At 68.9% G+C, this 21,181-nt stretch carries 20 protein-coding genes and 2 pseudogenes; 17 read left to right on the top strand and 5 right to left on the bottom strand.

Annotated features, from left to right (window positions below; genetic code table 11):
- Positions 1–17: 17 nt before the first annotated feature.
- On the bottom strand, positions 18–785 hold the full coding sequence (locus ACPXB1_RS08090; protein ID WP_355587258.1) for an AfsR/SARP family transcriptional regulator: 768 nt from the start codon (positions 783–785) through the stop codon (positions 18–20).
- A 195-nt stretch (positions 786–980) separates the two neighbouring features.
- Here ACPXB1_RS08090 and ACPXB1_RS08085 point away from each other — a divergent pair, with 195 nt between their 5' ends.
- Positions 981–1,730 carry an ABC transporter ATP-binding protein gene (locus tag ACPXB1_RS08085; RefSeq protein ID WP_355587260.1) on the top strand — a complete coding sequence of 250 codons (750 nt, stop codon included), beginning with the start codon at positions 981–983 and terminating at the stop codon, positions 1,728–1,730.
- Positions 1,731–1,742: 12 nt separating this feature from the next.
- Here the strand turns inward: ACPXB1_RS08085 and ACPXB1_RS08080 are convergent, their stop codons facing one another.
- On the bottom strand, positions 1,743–4,499 hold the full coding sequence (locus tag ACPXB1_RS08080) for an ABC transporter permease (protein ID WP_355587262.1): 2,757 nt from the start codon (positions 4,497–4,499) through the stop codon (positions 1,743–1,745).
- A 152-nt stretch (positions 4,500–4,651) separates the two neighbouring features.
- Here ACPXB1_RS08080 and ACPXB1_RS08075 point away from each other — a divergent pair, with 152 nt between their 5' ends.
- The 5 genes from ACPXB1_RS08075 to ACPXB1_RS08055 all read left to right on the top strand — a co-directional run bounded on the left by ACPXB1_RS08075 (position 4,652) and on the right by ACPXB1_RS08055 (position 8,470).
- Complete coding sequence (locus ACPXB1_RS08075) at positions 4,652–5,203, top strand: MauE/DoxX family redox-associated membrane protein (protein ID WP_355587264.1); 552 nt, start codon at positions 4,652–4,654, stop codon at positions 5,201–5,203.
- Positions 5,200–5,757 carry a TlpA family protein disulfide reductase gene (locus tag ACPXB1_RS08070; protein WP_355587267.1) on the top strand — a complete coding sequence of 186 codons (558 nt, stop codon included), beginning with the start codon at positions 5,200–5,202 and terminating at the stop codon, positions 5,755–5,757. Before ACPXB1_RS08075 ends, ACPXB1_RS08070 begins: the two co-directional genes overlap by 4 nt.
- 90 nt (positions 5,758–5,847) lie before the next feature.
- The gene (locus ACPXB1_RS08065; RefSeq protein WP_355587269.1) at positions 5,848–6,051 is read left to right on the top strand and encodes a hypothetical protein; all 204 of its coding nucleotides are present in this window, start codon (positions 5,848–5,850) and stop codon (positions 6,049–6,051) included.
- Positions 6,052–6,113: 62 nt separating this feature from the next.
- Positions 6,114–7,943 (top strand): ABC transporter ATP-binding protein, encoded by a 1,830-nt coding sequence (locus ACPXB1_RS08060; protein ID WP_425735004.1) that lies wholly within the window; start codon positions 6,114–6,116, stop codon positions 7,941–7,943.
- A gap of 14 nt (positions 7,944–7,957) precedes the next feature.
- The gene (locus ACPXB1_RS08055) at positions 7,958–8,470 is read left to right on the top strand and encodes a S26 family signal peptidase (protein WP_425735003.1); all 513 of its coding nucleotides are present in this window, start codon (positions 7,958–7,960) and stop codon (positions 8,468–8,470) included.
- A 37-nt stretch (positions 8,471–8,507) separates the two neighbouring features.
- On the opposite strand, the gene ACPXB1_RS08050 is transcribed toward ACPXB1_RS08055, so the two are convergent.
- From ACPXB1_RS08050 to ACPXB1_RS08040, 3 genes and pseudogenes are all read right to left on the bottom strand, one after another.
- Positions 8,508–8,714, bottom strand: a complete 207-nt coding sequence (locus tag ACPXB1_RS08050; RefSeq protein WP_425735002.1) for a DUF397 domain-containing protein — start codon at positions 8,712–8,714, stop codon at positions 8,508–8,510.
- Positions 8,711–9,448 (bottom strand): annotated as a pseudogene (locus ACPXB1_RS08045) (DUF5753 domain-containing protein). The gene ACPXB1_RS08050 and the pseudogene ACPXB1_RS08045 overlap by 4 nt, the downstream one beginning before the upstream one ends.
- Positions 9,408–9,494, bottom strand: a pseudogene (locus tag ACPXB1_RS08040) (XRE family transcriptional regulator); the annotation flags it as partial. The pseudogenes ACPXB1_RS08040 and ACPXB1_RS08045, both read right to left, overlap by 41 nt.
- 475 nt (positions 9,495–9,969) lie before the next feature.
- On the opposite strand from ACPXB1_RS08040, the gene ACPXB1_RS08035 reads away from it, so the two are divergent.
- From ACPXB1_RS08035 to ACPXB1_RS07985, 11 genes are all read left to right on the top strand, one after another.
- Complete coding sequence (locus ACPXB1_RS08035; protein WP_425735027.1) at positions 9,970–10,722, top strand: flavin reductase family protein; 753 nt, start codon at positions 9,970–9,972, stop codon at positions 10,720–10,722.
- A 169-nt stretch (positions 10,723–10,891) separates the two neighbouring features.
- Positions 10,892–11,257 carry a DUF485 domain-containing protein gene (locus ACPXB1_RS08030; RefSeq protein ID WP_355587277.1) on the top strand — a complete coding sequence of 122 codons (366 nt, stop codon included), beginning with the start codon at positions 10,892–10,894 and terminating at the stop codon, positions 11,255–11,257.
- Positions 11,235–12,926, top strand: coding sequence for a solute symporter family protein (locus ACPXB1_RS08025; protein ID WP_425735001.1), 1,692 nt, complete (start codon positions 11,235–11,237; stop codon positions 12,924–12,926). Before ACPXB1_RS08030 ends, ACPXB1_RS08025 begins: the two co-directional genes overlap by 23 nt.
- A 93-nt stretch (positions 12,927–13,019) precedes the next feature.
- Positions 13,020–13,997 carry an NAD-dependent epimerase/dehydratase family protein gene (locus tag ACPXB1_RS08020; RefSeq protein WP_053651553.1) on the top strand — a complete coding sequence of 326 codons (978 nt, stop codon included), beginning with the start codon at positions 13,020–13,022 and terminating at the stop codon, positions 13,995–13,997.
- Positions 13,998–14,073: 76 nt separating this feature from the next.
- Entirely contained in the window at positions 14,074–15,297 is a 1,224-nt protein-coding gene (locus ACPXB1_RS08015) for an LCP family protein (protein WP_355631956.1), read from the top strand.
- A gap of 86 nt (positions 15,298–15,383) precedes the next feature.
- Entirely contained in the window at positions 15,384–15,785 is a 402-nt protein-coding gene (locus ACPXB1_RS08010) for a hypothetical protein (protein WP_355587284.1), read from the top strand.
- A gap of 497 nt (positions 15,786–16,282) precedes the next feature.
- On the top strand, positions 16,283–17,314 hold the full coding sequence (locus ACPXB1_RS08005; RefSeq protein ID WP_355588423.1) for an LCP family protein: 1,032 nt from the start codon (positions 16,283–16,285) through the stop codon (positions 17,312–17,314).
- 168 nt (positions 17,315–17,482) lie between these two features.
- On the top strand, positions 17,483–18,445 hold the full coding sequence (locus ACPXB1_RS08000; RefSeq protein WP_355588425.1) for an LCP family protein: 963 nt from the start codon (positions 17,483–17,485) through the stop codon (positions 18,443–18,445).
- A 58-nt stretch (positions 18,446–18,503) separates the two neighbouring features.
- On the top strand, positions 18,504–18,839 hold the full coding sequence (locus ACPXB1_RS07995) for a rhodanese-like domain-containing protein (protein WP_355587287.1): 336 nt from the start codon (positions 18,504–18,506) through the stop codon (positions 18,837–18,839).
- A gap of 10 nt (positions 18,840–18,849) precedes the next feature.
- A complete protein-coding gene (locus tag ACPXB1_RS07990; protein WP_355587290.1) occupies positions 18,850–19,638 on the top strand; it encodes a glycerophosphodiester phosphodiesterase in 789 nt (262 codons plus the stop codon).
- Between the two features lie 52 nt (positions 19,639–19,690).
- Positions 19,691–21,142: a PAS domain-containing sensor histidine kinase gene (locus ACPXB1_RS07985; RefSeq protein ID WP_355587292.1), complete on the top strand. Its 1,452-nt coding sequence runs from the start codon at positions 19,691–19,693 to the stop codon at positions 21,140–21,142.
- Positions 21,143–21,181 lie beyond the last annotated feature (39 nt).

The raw sequence follows: 21,181 nt of genomic DNA, 5'->3' as shown, positions 1-21,181 counted from the left end.
CGGGCAGCCACTCGACCTCAGGAGGTTGCGAGGCAACCCGGGTCGTTGCGCACCAACTCGGAATGCAGACACCAGAGCTGCGGGCCGGGTTCCACGCCGAACTCGTCGGCCAGGCGGCGACGCACGGAGTCGAAGACCCGCAGCGCTTCGACCCGTTGTCCAGCAAGGCCGAGAGCACGCATCAGGATCGCCGCGAGTGGTTCCGCAACGAGGTGATCGGGTGAAAGCGCGCTCATGCGGGTGATGACGCCGGAAAGGTTGCCGTGCGCCATCTCGGCCCGCGCCCACATCTCAAGCAGGCGCAGGCGTTCAAGTCGCCAGTTCTCCCGGACCTGGCTCGCCCAATCGCTGGAGAGGCCGACGAGCAGACCCTCGTCACTGATAGCGACCAGGGACCGTAGCGCGGAGAGCTTCGCCGGATCCCGGTCGGAGAGGCTCCGAGCCGTCGACGCCAACCGTCGGAGGCGATGCACGTCGACCCGGTCCGCGTCCAGGTGCAGCAGGTAACCGTCCGCCCGGCGGATCAGACGAGGGGCGTCCTCCTGCGTCGGGTGGCAGAGGCCGGCCATCATGCGCCGGATCCTGCTCAGATGGGCGTGCAGAGCCCGACGCGCCTGCGCCGGGGGCTGATCGCCCCACACCCGATCCACTAGTTGGTCGGTGGAGACCCTGGCGGCGGGGGTCATGCCGAGCGCGGCGAGCACGATGCGCCGCTGCGGCGGGCCGACGTCGAAGACCTGGTGCCCCACCGCCAACTCGACAGGACCCAGCAGTCGTAGCTCCATCCGCATCCCCCGTGGATCGATGAACAACGAATTAGATATTCGCCCGGATCATCTTGTAACGGCACTCTATTAATCCTAATATCGACGCATAGGTGAATATCGTGATAGCTGTCGACAGTTTGTCGCGTGGATTCCGCTCGACGGTTACGCATCTCGCACGGGCTATCCGTGGGCAGGCACGAATGGGGGCACAGCGTGGCAGGCGTCGAGATCGAACTGGACCGGGTTTGTCGTCGCTACCGGTCAGGTGGCTCGACGATTGCTGCCGTAGATGATGTCAGTGCCCGGTTCACGGCGGGCACAATGACAGCGGTGGTCGGGGCGTCAGGATCCGGCAAGTCGACACTCCTGCATCTCATTGGCGGCGTTGACGTGCCCGACTCCGGCGCTGTTCTGGTGGGCGGTCAGGATATTACGGCGTTACGCCAGAAAGAGTTGGTTCGTTACCGGCGGACGGTCGGATTCGTCTTTCAGCAGTATCATTTGCTGCCCGTCCTCACCGCACTGGACAACGTACTCGCGCCCGTCATGCCGTACCGCACCACATTCAACAAGGTGGCACGCGCGCGCGAACTGCTCGACGCGGTCGGGCTGGCCGACCGGGAACGCTCCCTGCCCAGCCAACTGTCCGGCGGGCAGCAACAACGGGTCGCCATCGCACGTGCACTGATCAACGAGCCGGCACTGCTGCTCGCCGACGAGCCCACCGGCAACCTCGACTCTTCAGCCGGCACCGACGTGCTCGATCTGCTGGTGCGGCTGCAGTCGGGCAGGGGGATGACAGTGCTCATCGCGACCCACGAGCAACACGTCGCCGCCCGCTGTGATCGGCTGCTACGACTCCGCGACGGCCGGGTGATCGACGATCTGGAGGTGCCGCGACCCGCAGACGCAGGCGCAGACACGGAGTCGACGCTGGCGCGGGCGCCTGAGCTACGGCCCTGACCGGGGGCGTGCTCAATCCGCCGACAGTTGCCCAGCGAGCGGCAGTCTGTCCAGCAACATCACCGGCACCAGGGCCGCCAGACCGGCGAGCACCACGCCCGCCAGCGCGACCGCCGCCGTGGTCCACAGGAGCCGGACGTCGAGCACGCCGGCGAACCACGCCGCGGCGACACATCCGGTCGCGGCACCCGCAAGAGCGCCCAGCACACCGATGCCGACGCCCTCGTAACCGACGAGTCGGCGCACCGACGAGCGCGACCACCCCGACGCCCGCAGGATCGCCAGCTCACCCGCACGCTCGCGGATGTTGAGGTAGAGGACATCCACAACCGACATCAACCCCAGCAGTACGGTGAGCACCACCGCGAGCACGTCGGCGCCGCGCACGCGCAGCGATACCGCCTCTCCGAGGATCGAGCCCGAGACCGCCCCCTGGAACGTCCACACGATCGCCATGAGCAGCGTCAGACCGGCAACGCCGGCAGCTAGCGCAACGCAGCCCAACGCCGTGCGGCCCGGCACCCGGAGCAGGTTCGCGATCGCCAGCCGGAGCACGCCCGCGCGGCCGTGGCCGAGTTTGACTGTCACCTTGCGACCGCTGCGGCGGACGACGTTAAACGGTGCCGCCGCGGATGCCCGCCAAGCGGGAACGAGCCCTGCGACAAGTGCCACCGCGCCCGCCACCGGAATGGCCCAGAGCGCTCTGTCCCAGCCGACGTCGGTGCCGATGCGAAGCCCGAGCGGCACCGCCAGCACGCTGCTCACCGCGCCGGCCAGCACACCGAGAAGCATCGTCTCGCCGGTCAGTAACGCGACCAGCCGCGCCCGGCTCCAGCCCAGACAGGAAAGGAGCGCAAGCTCCCGATGCCGCTCGCGCACTGCGGCGCTCACCGCGTTGACCAGGAAGAGGACGCAAACGACCAGGATGAGCCCGAACAGCACCAGACTCTTGCGGTCCACCGCCTCAGCGATCGTTGCCGACACGCCCTTGCGGGTCCAACCCTCGCTCAGGCGCAGCTCGGGCCGACCGTACCGGCCAGCCGGCAGGACGACTGTCTGCGCGGACGGCGACGCACCAAGCGTCACCTCCACGTCCAGCCCGGTCGCCCGGCTGATGTCGTCGGCCACCCGACGGACACGTTCCCGGCTGACCGAGTTGAACCCGTCGATGCCGGCGACCCGGACCCGCACAGCGCTGATCGGCGCGGTTTCCCCGGTCAACGCGGCCAGCGAGTTGAGCGAGACGAGGAACGCCGGCGGCGGGCTGTGGTACCCGCCGGGGTTGCTGTTTGGCGACAGCGGCTGGTCACCCAGCAACTCCCGGTCCACCGTCCGGGCGCCCCTGAGCACGTTCGCGTCGTACGTCTCCATCGGTGTCTCCGCGAGCGGGTCCCGCTGGGTGAGCCGGGTCGGGTCGAAGAAGCCGATCGGGTCGAGCCCGACGCCCATCTGATTGGCGCCCGCCCGGTCACCAGAACGGATCATTGTGGTCTCGCGTAGCGCCGTGTCGTTCCACAACTGGGGTGGGGCACCCACAGGTTCGGTCCAGGCCGCACCGGCGGGCCGTCGCGGCTCGGGTCGAAGAGTGCCATCCGGGTCCACCTGGTATTCCACGGCACCCGACCGACCGATCCGGCTCAACAACCCACCCGCGAAATAGAGTGTGCCGTCGGTTCGGGCGGACTGCTGGGCGTCCACCGAATCCACCGGCGGGGTGTCCAGCCGGGCCTCCGCGGGGGCGGCATCCGCCAGCTCCGCCAACCGGCCGAGGTCCCCGGCGCTGGGGTCGGCGGTCACCCGCTCCGCGCGGACGAACACCTTTTCGTCGATCTGCGGTGCTGCGGTGCCGATGGCGGGCACCAGGTTGACCGGGCCGTCGAACCGGCGTCGTTCGCCACCGGACCGGTCCGGTTCCAGGTACCGGCCGAACGTCATGGCCGAGTCGAGCCCCACGAGCTTCGCCTCGGAATCCGGGTCGATCGCCGCCACCGAGTAGGACATCATCACCAGGGCCAGGGGGTCGAGACGAGGGGACGGCTGACCCGGCGTGGAGGAGGGGTAGTGGAAGAGACCATCCGCGTCGAGCTCGACGACCAGTGCCGGCCGCCGTCGCGTCCCCTCCCCGCTGGCCAGACACAGGGGCACCTCGTCGCCGTCCTCCCGCACCTCCAGCACGGGCGGAGGGATGCCGTCCGGGCACGGGTTGCGCCGGGTCCGGCCGTCGGCGTATTTCTGTGTGCCGTTCACCGGGTCCTCGTCCACCGGCCGGATGACCGGCCGTTTAGTGACGTAGACGAGTTCCGGTGACTCCTCCGCGACGGTGAGGCCGCGGTCGGCGCTCCACACCCGGCGCTGCCGGATCAGTTGCCGGGTGGCGCTGCGGTCGACAAGTGCGGTGAGGTCGAAACGGCGCCCGGCGAAGAACGGGGAATACCCGAGATTGCCGATCGGCGCCGCGACCTCGACATCTCGGACCTTGGTGATCCCGCGCCACTGATCGAGGGTGATGCCGCCGTACCGGCTCGACAGGAAGTTGGGCCGTAACAGCCCTCGATCCGATTCGAGGGCCGATCTGCTCCCCGTGGGACGGACCAGGATGTCGTACGAGCCGCGGAAGTGAGCATTCACCTCACCGGCGACGGTCAGTTGAGACGTCCGGGTGTTGCCCGTGAGTACGACGAATCCGATCGTCGCCGTGACGATCGCGAAGAACATGGCCAGAGTCCGGCCGGCCCGGCGTCGCAACTGGGCCCAGATGATTCGACGCACTTGACGATCATGAATGTCGGCGCCACTGATCGCAAGCAGCTACGGCAGGCGACATTTTCCTGCCCGCGACGACAACACATCGACAACAATTAACCAACAGGGCTCCTCCAGACTCCGTGTCGCACCCGTCGGTTCAGGGGGAGGAGTTGCTCGTGCGGTATGCGGAACTGACCGCCCGGATCCTGCTCGGGCTCGTCTTCGCCGCCGCCGCCGTGAAGCTGCGCAGCGCGCCGGAGCGGGCCGGCTTCCGTTCGATGCTGGCGGCCATGCGGCTGCTGCCGGCCGGCCTGGTCGGGCCACTGGCTGTCGTCGTGGCCGCCAGCGAGGTCCTCGTGGTACTCCTGCTCCTCTTTCCCGGCACCTCGACCGCCGGCTTCGCTCTCGCCGCCGTGCTGATCACGGGATTCCTCGTCGTCACGGGGCTGACAGTGCGTCGAGGGATACCGGTCGCCTGCCACTGTTTCGGCGCCTCCCGCCGCCTGCTCAGTCCGGTCCATCTGGGCCGGGACGCGCTGCTGCTGGCCGTCGCCGTGACCGGTCTCGCCGCTCCGCCGTTCGGTGCCTCGTCGTCCGCCGAGGTCGCGACCAGCGTCATCGCCGCCGTGGCCGGCGCGCTCCTTGTCGTGTTCTTCGTCGACTTCGTCGCAGTCTTCGCCGATCCGATGCCCGGCAGGGCCGTTCCCCAACGGAGGAAACGAACGTGAACGACGTCCTGTTTACCGCGGTCGTGGTGGTCGGAGCCCTCGGCTGCCTCAATCTGCTCTTGCTCTTCGGCGTCATCCGTCGACTCCGCGCACTGACCGAGCAACTAGCGGTGAGCACGCCAGCGGACTCCCTCGGACCGGCTCGTCCGTCCGTCGGGGAACGCCTGCCGTCCTTCACGGCACGTACGTTGACCGGCGAGCCGATCACAGAGGACTTCGCGGCGAGCGGAGAGACCTATCTCGGTTTCTTCTCCACCGGCTGCGCACCCTGCGTCGAGCACCTGCCCCGGTTCGTCGACCTGGTCGCGGCGGCCGGTCCGGACCGGGTCCTGGTCGTCATCGACGACGACGGGCGCGACCTCGCCGAACGGGCCCGGTTCATCGAGCTCGCGGAGCGCGCCGGGCGGGTCGTGGTCGAGTCCCCGATGGGTCCGGTGAGCTCCGCCATGGGTGTGGACCGCCTGCCGACAATGGTCTCCGTCCGCGACGGAGTGGTGTCCGCGAACGTGCAGGACATTCAACAGTTCATCGCACCCACCCTCACCCGGACGTAGTCGGGCATCGCTCCGGTGTCGGCTGCAGCCGCGCGGGTCGGCCACCGGTAGCACCACAGACGCCGGCATCCACCACCCATTGGAGGGCGAATGAAACTGATCAACAGAGCCGCTGACCGCATGCTGGCCTGGTTCGTTCCGGGCGTCACCGCAGAGGCAGCCTGCGTCCGAGACACCCTGTACTGCTACTGCAGCGGCGGCATCGCCTACAAGCGGGTCTGCCAGAAGTGCCCGGACGGAGCCGGGGGCTACTACTGGGTCTGCAACCCGTGTGGTCCCGCCGGCACCTGCTGACCCCGGGTCAGGGCTCGGCGGCCTTCCGGCCGCCGGGCCCTGCTCTCTCTACTGGAGAGTCCATGCCAACTCGTCCGAAACGCGGGGGCTCCATCACCGCCCTGCGCCTCACCTGGACCGCTGCCCGTGGCCCACTGGCCGGCCTCGCGGTCCTCGAACTCGTCACCGGACTCCTGCCGGTGGGCTCCGCGTGGCTGGTGAAACTGGCGTTGGACCGGCTCTCCGAACCGGGGCGGGGCGGACTGGAGGCACTGGCTGTCGCGTTCGCGGTGATCACGTTCGTCGCCGCCTCCGCCGCGCCCCTGCACCGGTTCCTCCAGGCGGAACTCCGGCGGGCCGTCGCTGTTCTGGCCAAGGCGAATCTCTACGCCGCCCTGGCCCGACTCCAGATGCTCTCCACCCTGGAGAAGCCCAGCTTTCGGGACCGTCTTCGTCTGGCCGAACAGGCCAGCCAGAGCGGCCCGGCGCAAGTGGTCGAAAGCCTCATCGCCGGGGGACGGACTGTCGTCACCCTGGGCGGGATGCTCGCCACCGTCATCGCGATCCAACCGTGGCTTGCCGGCGTTCTGGTCGCCGCCGCGGTGCCGGCGCTCATCGCGGAACTGAAGCTCAGTGGGCGCCGGATGGACATGATGTGGCAGATCAGCCCGGCGGAGCGGCGTGAGGCGTTCTTCACCGACCTGATGACGAGTCTCAGCGCCGCCAAGGAGAGCCGGTTGTTCGGCGCCCACCGGCTCTTTCGGCATCGCATGCTCGCCGAACTCACAAGCAGCAATCGTGCCCGACGGCGCACCGACCGCCGGGAGCTGATGGTGCAGTCAGCGCTGGCGATGCTCTCCGCGGGGCTCCTGGGAGGCACGCTCTGCTGGGCACTGCTGGCGGCGGCTGCCGGTCGACTCAGTCCGGGTGACATCGGCGCCTTGGTCGTAGTCGCCGGGGGTACGCAGTCCTCACTGGCGGCGCTCGTCGGATATATCGCGTCCGGGCACCACGCCAATCTGTTGACGACCCACTACCGCGACCTGATCGCCGAATCGCCGGCCACCGAACCCCGGGTGCTCGGGCGAGCCCTCCCCGGCACCAGGAGCGGCATCGAACTCGACGACGTGTGGTTCCGCTACGACGACGAGCACCCCTGGGCGCTGCGCGGAGTCACGCTCACCATCCCGACCGGTCGCTCCCTCGCCCTGGTCGGGCAGAACGGGTCGGGGAAGAGCACGCTGATCAAACTGCTCTGCCGGTTCTACGACCCCACGCGGGGTGCCATCTACTGGGACGGCATCGACCTGCGCGACATCCCGATCGACGAACTACGCCAGCGCATCGGAGCGGTCTTCCAGGACTTCATGTGCTACGAGCTGACCGCACGCGAGAACATCGCGCTCGGGGACGTCGACGGACGCGACGAGTTCGACCTCAGCGAGGAGCGGCTTAACGCCGCAGCCGGGCAGGCGGAGATCCTGGACGTGCTGAAGGCGCTCCCCCGAGGGGCGGACACACTGCTGTCCCGGACCTTCGTGGACTACGACACCGCCCAGGAACAGGGTGTTCTGTTGTCCGGCGGCCAGTGGCAGCGGCTGGCGCTCGCCCGGGCGCTGCTGCGCGGGCAGCGCGACCTGCTCATCCTTGACGAGCCGAGTTCCGGGCTCGACGCGATGGCTGAGCAGCGCATCCACCGTCAACTGGCCGAGCACCGCCATGGTCGTACGAGCATCCTGATCTCCCACCGCCTCAACACTGTGCGCGACGCCGACGAGATCGTGGTGCTCGATGCGGGCCAGGTCGTCGAGCGCGGCACCCACTCGGCACTTATCGACGCCGACGGCTGCTATGCCGAGCTGTTCCGGATGCAGGCCGAGGGCTACCAGCACACCGAGACGCATGCCGGATGAGCACAGGAGGAGCCATGCCCGCTTTGTGGATCGGCGTACTGGCCGCGGTTGTCGTCTCAGCCGGCGGCGCACTGGCACTGCGCGGCCTTCGTCGCCGGCAGGTGGCGGTACGCGTGTCAGGGCAGAGCATGGAACCGAGCCTGCGACATGGCGACCTGCTGCTGGTCCGCAGATGTGCCGGCAACCAGGTCACCGTCGGGGACATCGTGGTGTTCGAGGCACCCGGCTACGACCATCAGTGGTCCGCGATGCCCGAGCAGCGGTCCGACATGCTGGCACGGTGGCTGGTCAAACGGGTGGCAGCGGTTCCCGGTGACCCGCTGCCGGAAGGTGTCGTCGGTGCCGGATCGACCGTGGCCGCCGGGACGATCGTCGTCATCGGCGACAGCGTCGGCTACGACTCGCGCACCTTCGGCCCTCTGCCCCACGAGAAGGTGCTCGGGCGAGGGCTGCGCCTGCTGTCGACCGCGGGCCACGAGGCCCGCGACCTCTCCGACGCCCGCACCAACCCCGGCGTCCCAGCGTGAGGAACCGCCGATACCGCCGGCGAGGTAGGCCCCGCCGCTAACCGTCGCGTCGAGTGGGAACCTGAGCGGCGTCGGCGATGAAGCCACGCCACGCGGCCGGGGCGAAGGTGAGGGTCGGGCCCGAGCGGTCCTTGCTGTCCCGGACCAGGACGACACCGGGCAGATTGTCTGCCACCTCGACGCAGGCTCCACCCGTGTCACCGGACCTGGTGGACGTACGCCAACGCGGTTGAGCAACGGTCATGGCGTCACCTTCAGCTTCCGGATCAGATCCAGCGAAGCACCCGTTGACAGTGCCTCGCCGAGCAGGCTATCCCATTTCCGACCAACCAGACGGACTACTTCCGGGTCGTCGATGACATGCCCGCGAGCAACATCCTCGACGTAGGTGACCCGTTCACCGTCCGGTAGTTCAGCGAGCAGGAAGCCCCAGGTCAAGCCGACGTGGGCTCCGACGTCGAGCGGCACGACGTGCAGCCTGACGGTGTGTTGGGCGGCAAGTTTCAGCAGTTGACCAAGCTGAGCATCCAGTACCGCTGGTCCGCCGACCGGGCGGCGTAGGGCGATCTCGTCCAGGACGAAGACGCACTGCGGCGGCTCTGCACGCTGCCACTACTGCTGTCGCTCCATCCGGACTGCGACCAACTCGTTCACCACGTCGACCGGGTTGAGGCCACCGGCGGAGATCACCGCACGGGCATAGTCCTCGGTCTGAAGGAGGCCAGGAATCAGGCACGGCTCGAACTCGCATAGCCGGGTCGCTTGCTCCTCGTGGTGGCGCCACGGAACGAACCAGGTCGGCAGCCGCTGTCGGTCGGCAGCTATCAACAGTTCGGCGAGGAGGCCGCCGGTGGCTAGGGCCTCGTCCGCGGCGACCGCGAACTCCAGTCGGCCGACGCCGGCCGGTCTCGATGGCCGCCACCGTGGACGGACTCCATCTGGTGACGGTCGCCAATGCCTCCTGGGACATGTCGGCACCCGCTCGGGCGGCCTTCAACGCCCGTACCCACATCTCGACGTTCATCCTTACCTCTCCGGTAAGTACGTGACCCCGCTGCGTAGTAAGCCCTGGCATCCTCCCCTGTCCGCGCCTCTCGGTCCAGGGTGGATTGCACGCGGCCCGGTCGGTGGAGGCGACGTCCCGGCGTCCGGTCCTGCGTTCGGGCCGCCCCGGTCATCCCCCTATCGGGGCGGCCCCCGTCAACCGGAGGGAGATCAGCCGTGTTCGGGTTCATAGGCGGCAGGAACGGGGCGCGGTGGTCGTACCGGAGAAGGAAGATGGCGGCACCGGCGGCGGTGCCGGGCGCGACCGGGCCGGAGCGGCCGGCCGGCCCGCCGGATCAACGACCCGCGTGGGCGACGGGGCCGACGGTGGCCCTGCCGCGACCGGGTCGTGCCGGTTGGCTGACCCCGGCGCAGACCTGGCGGGCGAACGGCGGCCGACCGGCCCCGCCGACGCTGCCGACCGGACGGCGGTGGTGAGTCGCCCGCACCTGCCGATGCGGCCGCTCTGGCGGTGTCGCGGCTGCGGCCCGCCCTGGCCCTGCCAACCAGCGCGGCTGGCGCTGCTCGCCGAATACCGGCACGACCGCCTGGCGCTGCTGGTCTACCTGGGCACCGCGATGGCGGAGGCGGGCAGTCAACTCGCCCAGCTCAACGGACGACCCAGTGACCTGCACGAGCGCTTCCTGGGTTGGGCGCGAGGGCGGGGCGGCACAATGTTTCACGTGAATCATGAGCCGGGTGCCGAGATCCATCACACCGACCCGTTCGCCGTGCCGAGCGGGCAGCGGTCGCCGGTTCGCCGGCTGCGTGGTCGGCTCGCCGCGCCGGTGACCCTCTGGACGGCACCCGGCCCGGCCGGGCTGACAGTCTCGTCCACGCTGGTCGCCGAGGGGGAGCCGGACCGGCTGTTGGGGCTGATCGACCCGGAGTCCGACCTGTGGGCGGCGGTCGAGGAGGCGGGGCGGTTCGCGGTCGCGCCACTCGGCCCACCGCACCGGCAACTCGCCGACCGGTTCGCCGGCCTCTTTCCCGCCCCGGGTGGCCTCTTCGCGACCGGCGAGTGGATCGACACGCCGTACGGGCCGGTGCCGGCGGACGCGGGTGGTTGGGCCGGATGCCGGCTGGACACCGCCCGGGAGTACGGCTGGGGCCTGCTCGTGGAGGCCACCATCGAGGCGGTCGACCTGACCGGGGAGGCAACTCCCCTGCTGCACTACCGGGGGCGCTATCACGAGCTGCCGGGCTGATCAGGCTGCCCGCCGACCGGTCACCGGAGTGAGCTGAGTCACTCGGCGCAGCCAGGCAACCGCTCGGCGCACTCGACGACCGGTGTCGATCTCACCCTTCCCCGTCCGGGAGCGCGCTCTTTACCGTGCGCGAAACTCCTCCGACGCCTGTGAAGGTGGTGATCCACAGATGTCCACGGACACACCCGCGCCGACCGCTTCCCAGCCGGACAAGTATCTGGCCGTACAACGGTCGGACGAGTTCGCCGGGCTGCGGCGCGCGCTGCGCGGCTTCGTTTTCCCGATGACCGTCGCGTTCTTCCTGTGGTACGCGCTCTACGTCATCCTGTCCGCGTACGCCCGGGACTTCATGGGCACGAAGCTGTTCGGCAGCAATATCAACGTCGCACTGGTCTTCGGCCTGCTCCAGTTCGTCTCCACGTTCCTGATCGCCTGGCTGTACTCCCGGTACGCCGACCGGAAGATCGACCCCATCGCCGACCGCATCCGCGCCGAGATCGGGGAGGTGACCCGTGAAGACGGTCCACGCGGTTGAGACGTTCCTGGCGGCTGAGGCCACAAACCACACCGCCCGCAACCTGACAATCACGCTCTTCCTGGTCTTCGTGGCGGTCACCCTGGCCATCACGATCTGGGCCAGCCGGCAGACCAAGACGGCTACCGACTTCTACGCGGGTGGCCGGTCGTTCTCCGGCTTCCAGAACGGCATGGCGATCGGTGGCGACTACATGTCGGCCGCCTCGTTCCTCGGCATCGCCGGCATCATCGCGCTGTACGGCTACGACGGCTTCCTCTACTCGATCGGCTTCCTGGTCGCCTGGCTGGTGGCCCTGCTGCTCGTCGCCGAGCTGCTGCGCAACTCCGGCCGGTACACGATGGCGGACGTGCTCGCCTTCCGGATGCGTCAGCGTCCGGTGCGTACGGCGGCGGCGGTCTCCACGATCACGGTGTCGATCTTCTATCTGCTGGCGCAGATGGTGGGCGCGGGTGCGCTCGTCGCGCTGCTGCTGGGCATCCGGCCGGGCACGACGTTCCTCGGCATGGACGCCGCCACCGCCAAGGTAGCCACCATCATCCTGGTCGGCGCCCTGATGATCATCTACGTCACCGTGGGCGGCATGAAGGGCACCACCTACGTGCAGATCGTCAAGGCGTTCCTGCTGATGGGCGGCGCGCTGCTGATGACCCTGCTGGTGCTGGCGAAGTACAAGTTCAACCTGTCGTCGCTGCTCGGTGACGCCGCCGCCTCGTCCGGCAAGGGCAGCGCGTTCCTCGAACCCGGGCTGCGCTACGGCGTCGAGGTGGCCGGCAACGCGACACAGACCTTCTACAACAAGGTCGACCTGCTGTCCCTCGGCATCGCCCTGGTGCTCGGCACCGCCGGTCTGCCGCACATCCTGATCCGCTTCTACACCGTGCCGACCGCGAAGGCGGCCCGTAAGAGCGTGCTCTGGGCGATCGGCATCATCGGCACCTTCTACCTGCTCACCCTGGCCCTCGGCTTCGGTGCGGCGGCGCTGGTGGGCAGCGAGGCGATCACCGCGCAGGACAAGGCAGGCAACACCGCCGCGCCACAGTTGGCCGAGGCACTCGGTATCGACTTCTTCGGTGGCGACCTGGGAGGGGCGGCCCTGCTGGCGATCATCGCAGCGGTCGCCTTCGCCACCATCCTGGCGGTCGTCGCCGGGTTGACACTGGCCTCCTCCTCCAGCCTGGCGCACGACTTCTACGCGAACGTCATGAAGAAGGGCGAAGCGTCGGAGCGGCAGGAGGTGCGGGTCGCCCGGATCTCCGCCCTGGTGATCGGCGCGGTGTCGATCCTGTTGTCGATCTACGCGCAGAACCTCAACGTGGCGTTCCTTGTGGCGCTGGCCTTCGCGGTCGCCGCGTCGGGCAACCTGCCGGCGATTCTCTACAGCCTGTTCTGGCGGCGGTTCAACACCTCCGGCGCGGTGTGGGCGATCTACGGCGGTCTGCTGTCGGCCGTACTGCTTGTGTTCTTCTCACCGGTGGTCTCCGGGGCTGCGACCTCGATGTTCCCGGACCACGACTGGCAGTGGTTCCCGTTGTCCAACCCGGGCATCCTCTCGATCCCGTTCGGTTTCCTGTGCGGGTGGATCGGCACCGTCATCTCCAAGGAGCACGACGAGGACAAGTACGCGGAGCTGGAGGTCCGCGCCCTCACCGGCGCAGGCGCCCACTGACCGTCGCCCATCTTGTAAGGAAGGGACCCCTGTTAACGCCTGGCGTTAACAGGGGTCCCTTCCTTACATACGGGGATCGGTAGGCTGACCGGCATGAAGGTTGCTGAGCGCTTCGGTTCCGGTCACCGCGTTCTCGTCACCGGCGGCGCCGGTTTCGTCCCCTCACACCTGGTCGACTCGCTGATCGCCCGGGGCTGCACGGTGGTGGCGCTCGACAACTTCGTCACCGGCTCGAAGGAGAACGTCGCCCACCTGCTGGACCGGCCGACCTTCACATTGGTCGAGGCGGACATCTCCGAGGGCCTGCCGGCCCATCACCCGGCCCTGGCCGAGCGCTTCGACGCGATCCTGCACATGGCCTCGCCGGCCAGCCCCACCGACTTCGCCCAACTGCCTGTGGAGATCCTCCGGGTCGGCTCGGTGGGCACCCTGCACCTGCTTGACCGCGCGGTCGCCGACGGCGCCCGGTTCCTGATGGCCTCCACCTCCGAGGCGTACGGGGACCCGAAGGAGCACCCGCAGCGCGAGACCTACTGGGGCAACGTCAACCCCATCGGCGTACGCAGCGTCTACGACGAGGCGAAGCGCTTCTCCGAGGCGGCCACCATGGCGTACCACCGCTACCGGGGGCTCGACGCTGCGATCGTCCGGATCTTCAACACGTACGGCCCGCGGATGCGCCCGGACGACGGGCGGGCCATCCCCACCTTCATCTCGCAGGCGCTGCGCGGCGAGCCGATCACCGTGCACGGCACCGGCAACCAGACCCGCTCGATCTGCTTCGTCGAGGACCTGGTGCGGGGCATCCTGCTGCTGCTCGACTCGACGGAGACCGGCCCTGTCAACTGCGGCACCGAACACGAGCTCACGATGCGGCAACTCGCCGAGTTGATCGTGTCACTCTCCGGCAGCACATCGGAGGTGACGTACGTCACGCGCAGCGCCGACGACCCGGAGATGCGGCGCCCCGATCTTGGCCTCGCCCGGGAACTGCTCGGATACGAGCCGACCGTCGCGCCCGAAGACGGCCTACGACGCACGATCGAGTATTTCCGGGCGCGGCTAGGGTAACCGGCGCGCCGCTGACCGCCGATCGTTGAGTGTCGCCTGGGGGCGGGAGTGGCTCCCGCTACGTACCCTGAATTACATGTCAGCGACCTCTGCCGGCGTTCCCCAGCCGTACCTGAACCGCAGCGCCGGCCGCGCCTCGGTGCCCGGCTCCGACCGGGGCGCCTCCGGACGCGCCCGCCGGACGGAGGCCCGCTGGTACCCGTCGCACGACGATGAACAGCGCCAGCCGGGCGGCCCGGCCGGGCCGAGAGGTCCGGGAGGCCCGGGGGGTGTCGGCGGCTCGGGGCGACGTGGCCCACGGCCACGCTGGGGGCGCATCGGCCTGGTAGCCGGGGTCGCGGTGCTGGTGCTGGCGCTGCTCGGCGGCCTCGGCGCCTGGATGTACGCGCGCAACCTCAACAACGACCTGGCCCGCACCGACCCGTTCGCGGAGATCACCGGCGGCCGACCGGCGAAGGCCGTGGACGGCGCGCTGAACATCCTGCTGGTCGGCAGCGACTCCCGAGACCCGGACGCGCCGGTCGACACCAAGAGCCAGTGGCGGGCCGACACGATCATCGTGATGCACATTCCGGCCGACCACCAGGAGGCCTACCTGGTCTCCGTTCCGCGTGACCTCTACGTGCCGATCCCGGAAAGCGCCGGCGCGGACTGCGGCTCCGGCCAGCGCGGAAAGATCAACGCAGCGTTCGCGTTCGGCGGTCTGCCCCTGGCGGTCCGCACCGTGGAGTGCTTCACCGACGTCCGGATCGACCACGTGATGGCCATCGACTTCGGCGGCTTCAAGGAGGTCACTGACGCCCTCGGTGGCGTCGACCTCAAGGTGGAGCGGACGATCACCTCGATCCACAAGCCGTACCGGACGTTCACCAAGGGCACCAACCACATGGACGGCACCGAGGCGCTGGACTGGATCCGGCAGCGCAAACAGTTCCCGGACGGCGACTTCGCCCGGATGCGGCACCAGCAGGAATTCCTTCGGGCATTGATGGACAAGGCGGCGAGCACCGGCACGCTTGCGAACCCGAAGAAGCTCAACGACTTCCTCAAGTCGGTGACCGCTGCCGTCACGGTCGACCAGGACTTCTCGTTGACAGACATGGCAGTGCAGTTCCGTAACCTGCGTGGACAGAACCTCACATTTCTGACCAGCCCCAACTCGGGCAGCGAGACGATTAACGGTGAGTCGGTGGTGGTCTCCGACCGGGAGAAGGCGCTGGCGATGTATCGGGCCATGTCGGCGGACACCATGGCGGACTGGGTCAAAGCCAATCCGCCGAAGAGCAACGACGGCGGCTGAGCGGCACCGCATTTGCCTTGACCGGCAAATTCACCGCGTTCTACGTTTGCCTGGCACCACGATCGATGTAACCGAGAGGAGAATCGATGGCAGGCAAACTGCGACGGGCACTCCAGGCGTCGGCTACCGCTGCACTCATGTCGGCGACAGCCTTGGCAGTCACCCCCGCACCCGCCCAGGCGGCCGCGCTCGGCTGTCCGTACCCGTACACGTGCCTCTACGACTTCGAAAAGAACCTCGATCACAGGTACCAGGTCGTGACCTCCGGCTTCCAGTCGGTTTCCAACGGGGCAGCCGTCGTCTACGGCGTCAACAGCCGCAATGATGACGTTGTATACGTCCGCTACACCAATGGGCTCATCAGGTGCATGCCCTCCGGCAAGCCCAACAAGATCTACGACGTCGGTTACTTCGGAATCACCAATGGAATCCGCATCGACTCGGCGTCCACCTGCGCGTACCCGACCATCCCGGGGCCGAGCACCTGACCCATTCGGGGGTCCGGTGCACGCCGGGCCCCCGACCCCCGGCCTGACGGCCACTACTCCGACCGGCGCTCACCTTCGGCGAACAACTCGATCACCGAGGGTCATTTTCTTCGAATGAGGCGTGCGTCATACCGCAACTACCCCGACGGGTCATCGAGATAGGCCGATCGCCGGTAGGCTGCACCTGACGTCCGAATTGAATCCGGATGAACTCGCCAAGTCGATTTGATGCACGTACAGTGGTCGCCGCCCCATCTTGATCACGAACTGGAGCACGAATGCCGGTTCAGGCCAGCCGACGCCCTACCTCAGCCGCGCCGAGCGGTCGAATTGCCGCATCCATACCAGTGCAGCCGGGCCGGTCAGGTGGTGGGCCAGGCGATCGCCCGCCGGGTGGTGGCAATGGCCGGTCGGGTGGAAAGGGGCCGTCGAAGAAGCGGCCCCGGCGCAAGGATCCGCTCTGGGCGCGCCTGACTGTGATCTTCGGTGCGGTGCTGATGCTCAGCAGCGGGGTGGGCATCGTCGGCGGCAAGGTGCTGATCGGCCAGGCCACCGGGGACATCGCGCAACGCAACCTGCTCGGTGACGCCAGCAAGTCCGACGCCGAGGGCGGGGCCAGCCTGGACGGCCCGATCGACATGCTGCTGCTCGGCGTGGACGCGCGGGAGCGTTGGGCAGCCGACGACGTCCGCTCGGACAGCATCATCATCCTGCACATCCCGGCCTCGCACGACCAGGCGTACCTGATCTCCATCCCCCGGGACACCCAGGCGCAGATTCCCGCCTTCTCGAAGAGCGGCTACGGCGGCGGCACCGGCAAGATCAATGGCGCGTTCCAGGCCGGCGCCGCCAACGGCGGTGGCTGGGAGGGCGGCGCCCAACTGATGGCGCAGACGATCAAACGGCTCACCGGGGTCAGCTTCGACGGTGCGGCGATCATCAACTTCGGCGGCTTCAAGAACGTCATCGACGCGCTCGGCACGGTGCGGATCTGCGTCACCCAGGAGGTCGAGTCGCTGCACATGTCGTACGTCGACGGCAAGCCGATGTGGAACGCGGACGCCAAGAAGACCGGCAAGCCGAGGACCCCGGTGGTGCACAAGAAGGGTTGCCAGGAGATGGAGGGCTGGGCGGCGCTCGACTACTCCCGGCAGCGCAAGACCCTCCGCAACGGCGACTACGACCGTCAGCAGAACCAGCAGCAACTGATCAAGGCGATGGCCAAGAAGGCAAGCGACGGCGAAATGCTGACCAAGCCGGCGAAGCTCCAGCAGCTGATCAAAGCCGCCGGCAAGGCGTTCGTGCTGGACACCGGCGGCACGTCGATCGAGAGCTTCATCTACACCATGCGCGGGGTGACCGCGAACGAGCTGACCATGCTCAAGACCAACAACGGCACCTTCCACAGCACCGGCACCGGCGCCGAGGCGCTCAGCGAAGAGACGATGGCCATGTTCCGTGCGATCAAGCAGGACAAGCTTGCCGAGTTCGTCTTCGCCAACCCCCAGGTGATCTCCACCCGCAAGTGAGCGGGCCGATGTGGGGGAAAGCCCGCGACGGTTCCATCACCGACCGTAGCCTGACGTGAGCACGTTTCACGTAACGGCTGCGGGGAGGCGGACACGTCCAGGTCCGGACGCAACGTGGTGGGCCAGGTCGGCACCGCCCGGTCACGTCGTGCCCGTGGCTCACGGATCATGCTCGGCGTCGGGCTGGCCCTCGTCCTGCTGGCCGGGCTCACAGTTGTCGGTCTCAAGACACTCTCGCACCGGTACGACAGCTCGGTGACCAGGGAGCAACTGCTCGACGACGACGCCCGCAGCGGACGCACCGACCTGGACGGGCCGCTCAACTACCTGCTCATCGGCACCGACAGGCGTGCCGGCAGCAGCGAACCCGACCAGCGGTCGGACACCATCCTCATCGTGCACGTGCCCGCCGGCAGGCGCGAGGCGTACCTGGTCTCCATCCCGCGTGACCTGCTTGTCGCCATCCCACCCACAAACGGATTCGGCGGCGGCCAAGACAAGATCAATGCGGCGTACGAGCGTGGCGGCGGTGGGCAGGCCGGCGCCCAACTGCTCTCGGCCACCCTGAGCCGGCTCACCGGCCTCCGGTTCGACGGTGCGGCGCTCGTCGACTTCTCCGGCTTCCGGAAGGTCATCGACCTGCTCGGCGGCGTACGGATGTGCGTGGACACCGAGGTCCGCTCGATCCACACCAACCGGGTCTTCCCCACCGGCTGCCAGCGGATGGACGGGGCACAGGCGCTGGACTACGTGCGGCAGCGCTACGACCTGCCGGGTGGTGACTACGACCGGCAGCGCCACCAGCAGCAGTTGCTCCGGGCGATGCTGGACAGCGCCGGCCAGGCGGACCTGCGTACGGATCCGATGAAACTGGATCAGGTACTCCGGGCCGTCGGCGGCTCGCTGACTGTCGACACCAACGGCGTACCCCTGGAGGATCTGCTCCTCGCACTGCGTGCGCTGCCGCCCGACGGGATGCGCGGCGTCCAGGTGCCCTCGTCGCCGCAGACCATCGACGAGGTCTCGTACGTGGTGCTCGACAACGGGGGCAACGGGCTGTTCGAAGCCGTCCGGAGCACCCGACTGCCGGCCTGGGCGCAGGCCAACCCGCGCTGGGTGACCCGGTTGTGATGGTGTCGACGGCGGGGTCGGCACCGAACCGGCCGACGAGGATCTAATGTTGGTCCCTGTGTTCGGACCCCAGGTTCCCACCGTGCCCGTGACCGAGATCGCCGACGACACCTACCTGCTCGACGTGCGGGAGGACGACGAATGGGCGGCAGGCCACGCCCCCAACGCCCATCACCTGCCGATGATGGAACTGCCGGCCCGGTTGGCCGAGGTGCCCACCGACCAGGATGTGGCGGTCGTCTGCCGCTCCGGCGGGCGCTCCGCCCAGGTCGTCGCCTACCTGGTGAACAACGGCTGGGACCGGGTGCGTAACGCCGACGGCGGGATGCGCCAGTGGGCAGCCGTCGGCCGGCCGGTGGTCGACGGAAACGGACAGCCCGGCCAGGTCATCTGAGGCGGTCGGCATGGGCGGGCCTCTGGTCTTCGCGCACCGCGGCGCCTCGTACGACCTTCCGGAGCACACTCTCGCCGCCTACCTGCGTGCCCTCGACGAGGGCGCCGACGGGCTGGAGTGCGACGTCCGGTTGACCCGCGACGGGCACCTGGTCTGCGTGCACGATCGACGTCTGGACCGCACAAGCAACGGCCGCGGTCTGGTCAGCGCACGTACGCTCGCCGAGTTGGAGGCGCTCGACTTCGGTTCCTGGCATCCGGGCAGCGCCCCGAGCGGTGACCTGCCGCCGGACGAGTCGCACACCCGGCTGTTGACCCTGGCGCGACTGCTCGACGCCGTACTGGCCGCCGGGCGGCCCGTCCGGCTGCTTGTGGAGACCAAGCACCCGTCCCGCTACGGCTCGAACGTCGAACGGCGGCTGGTCGCCCTGCTGCGGCGCTACGGGCTGGCCGACCCGGCACCCGACGACCCGGTCCAGGTCACCGTGATGTCGTTCTCCCCGCTTGCGGTCCGGCGGGTCCGGGAGTTGGCTCCGACGCTGCCCACGGTGCTGCTGCTCGAGGTGCTGCCACGCTGGTGGCCGGCGGGTCGGCTGCCGTTCGGCGCCCGCATCGCCGGGCCGGGCATCAGCCTGGTCCGGGCCCGGCCGCAGTTGCTGCCCGCGCTGCGAGCCGCAGGCAACCAGGTGTACGTCTGGACGGTCAACGAGCCGGCCGATCTGGAGTTGATGCTGGCTGCCGAAGTGGACGGGATCATCACCGACCGGCCGGCGCACGCCCTCGCCCGACGGGATCGCTGATCGACGTCGACCGGGGGTGCCGAAAGCCGAATCTCCGGGGCAGACTCGGCACATGCCGGAGCGTATCGACTTTCCCGCTCTCATCGCCGGCCACGCTGTCGTGATCGAGATGATCAATTCTGGGGACGCGGGGTTGCCGGTCCTCACCCAGCTGCTCCAGGCTGCCCAGCCGGCGCTCGGGGCGAAAGGTATGGCGTTCGTCGAGTTCGGCCCGACCGGCGGCCGGGTGATCGCGGCGACCGGCGCTGCGAACTGGGCGTTGGGCCGTCCACTGGCTGCCGACGACCCGGACACCGTCTGCCTGCTCTCCGGGCCACGGGCGCGCCAGGTCCGCGTGGCGGACCTCAACGGCAAGCTCTCCGGCGAGCTGGCCGGCAGCGGGCTACGCCGGATGGTGGTGTCCCGGGCCGAGATCGGCGGGCACACCGTCGGCAGCCTGCACGCCCTCTACCCGGGCGACGACGAGCCGGGCGACGAACAGGCGGTGGTCGCCTACCTCGCCTCGTGCATCGCGCACATGTACGGCGACGCGAGCGGGCTGCCGGTGCACGGTGACGGGCCGGTGGTGGCGGCGCTCGCCGACGGACTGGCAGTTGTCGACCGGGAGGGGACCGTCCGACTCTGGAACCCGGCCGCCGCCCAGGTCACCGGTCAGACCGCCGAACAGGCGTTGAGCCGCCCGCTGCCGCTGCCGCTGCCGCCTTCCGGCCAGGTCCGCGACCACCGGCTCCCGGACGGGCGCTGGCTGCGGATCACCTCCGGCGAGCTGCCCGGCCCGGGTGCGCTGCGGGTGGTCACCTTCCGCGACATCACCGACCAGCAGCGCCGCGACCACGACCGGGAGCTGTTCGTCGCTGTGACGAGCCACGAGCTGCGTACCCCGGTCACCGTGATCAAGGGGTACGCGGACACCCTCACCGACCACTGGGACTCGCTCAACGACGCCGATCGTCGGCAGGCCGCCCGCGTGATCGGGCAGCGCGCCAACGAGCTGGCCCGGCTTGTCGACCGGCTGCTCTCCTCGGCCGCGGAGACCGGCCCCGGCGACGACCCGCCCAGCCCGTTCGACCTCGGTGAGGCGCTGCGCGCCGCAGTCGTCGACCTGCCTGTCGAGCTGCGTCGGCGGTTGGTGCTGCGCCTTCCCGCCGACCTGCCCAAGGCGCTCGGCCACCGGCCCAGCCTGACCACTGTGCTGACCGAGCTGGCGACGAACGCCGGGAAGTACTCGCCGCCGGGCTCCCCCATCGAGATCACGGCCGGGGTCGACGGTCAGCTCGTCGGGTTCCGGGTCAGCGACCGAGGGATCGGCATCCGTCCCGAGCACGTGGAGCGGGCGTTCGACAGGTTCTGGCAGGGCGAGTCCGGCGACCGGCGCGGCTACCCGGGGGCAGGGCTCGGCCTCTATCTCGTCCGCCGGATCGTTGAACAGCAGAATGGATGGGTATCCCTACGTCCAAGGACCGACGGCGGTACGGTCGCAGAGGTGCGACTGCCGCGCGGTTGACCGGCGGCGGCGCGACGTGGAGGCGACGGTGGCAGCGGC

It is taken from the genome of Micromonospora sp. DT68 (assembly GCF_049847245.1).
Taxonomy (GTDB): domain Bacteria; phylum Actinomycetota; class Actinomycetes; order Mycobacteriales; family Micromonosporaceae; genus Micromonospora; species Micromonospora profundi.
Note: the sequence above shows the minus strand (reverse complement) of the source record. Positions and strands in the feature narration are given on the sequence as shown.

Excerpts from the sequence above, each read along its gene's own strand:
- ACPXB1_RS08030 (WP_355587277.1), top strand. The coding sequence starts at position 10,892 with ATGTCCACGGACACACCCGCGCCGACCGCTTCCCAGCCGGACAAGTAT.
- ACPXB1_RS08060 (WP_425735004.1), top strand. The coding sequence starts at position 6,114 with ATGCCAACTCGTCCGAAACGCGGGGGCTCCATCACCGCCCTGCGCCTC.
- ACPXB1_RS07990 (WP_355587290.1), top strand. The coding sequence starts at position 18,850 with ATGGGCGGGCCTCTGGTCTTCGCGCACCGCGGCGCCTCGTACGACCTT.
- ACPXB1_RS08010 (WP_355587284.1), top strand. The coding sequence starts at position 15,384 with ATGGCAGGCAAACTGCGACGGGCACTCCAGGCGTCGGCTACCGCTGCA.
- ACPXB1_RS08090 (WP_355587258.1), bottom strand. The coding sequence starts at position 785 with ATGGAGCTACGACTGCTGGGTCCTGTCGAGTTGGCGGTGGGGCACCAG.
- ACPXB1_RS08035 (WP_425735027.1), top strand. The coding sequence starts at position 9,970 with ATGCGGCCGCTCTGGCGGTGTCGCGGCTGCGGCCCGCCCTGGCCCTGC.
- ACPXB1_RS08055 (WP_425735003.1), top strand. The coding sequence starts at position 7,958 with ATGCCCGCTTTGTGGATCGGCGTACTGGCCGCGGTTGTCGTCTCAGCC.
- ACPXB1_RS08020 (WP_053651553.1), top strand. The coding sequence starts at position 13,020 with ATGAAGGTTGCTGAGCGCTTCGGTTCCGGTCACCGCGTTCTCGTCACC.
- ACPXB1_RS08000 (WP_355588425.1), top strand. The coding sequence starts at position 17,483 with ATGCTCGGCGTCGGGCTGGCCCTCGTCCTGCTGGCCGGGCTCACAGTT.
- ACPXB1_RS08005 (WP_355588423.1), top strand. The coding sequence starts at position 16,283 with ATGCTCAGCAGCGGGGTGGGCATCGTCGGCGGCAAGGTGCTGATCGGC.
- ACPXB1_RS08065 (WP_355587269.1), top strand. The coding sequence starts at position 5,848 with ATGAAACTGATCAACAGAGCCGCTGACCGCATGCTGGCCTGGTTCGTT.
- ACPXB1_RS08015 (WP_355631956.1), top strand. The coding sequence starts at position 14,074 with ATGTCAGCGACCTCTGCCGGCGTTCCCCAGCCGTACCTGAACCGCAGC.
- ACPXB1_RS08050 (WP_425735002.1), bottom strand. The coding sequence starts at position 8,714 with ATGACCGTTGCTCAACCGCGTTGGCGTACGTCCACCAGGTCCGGTGAC.
- ACPXB1_RS07985 (WP_355587292.1), top strand. The coding sequence starts at position 19,691 with ATGCCGGAGCGTATCGACTTTCCCGCTCTCATCGCCGGCCACGCTGTC.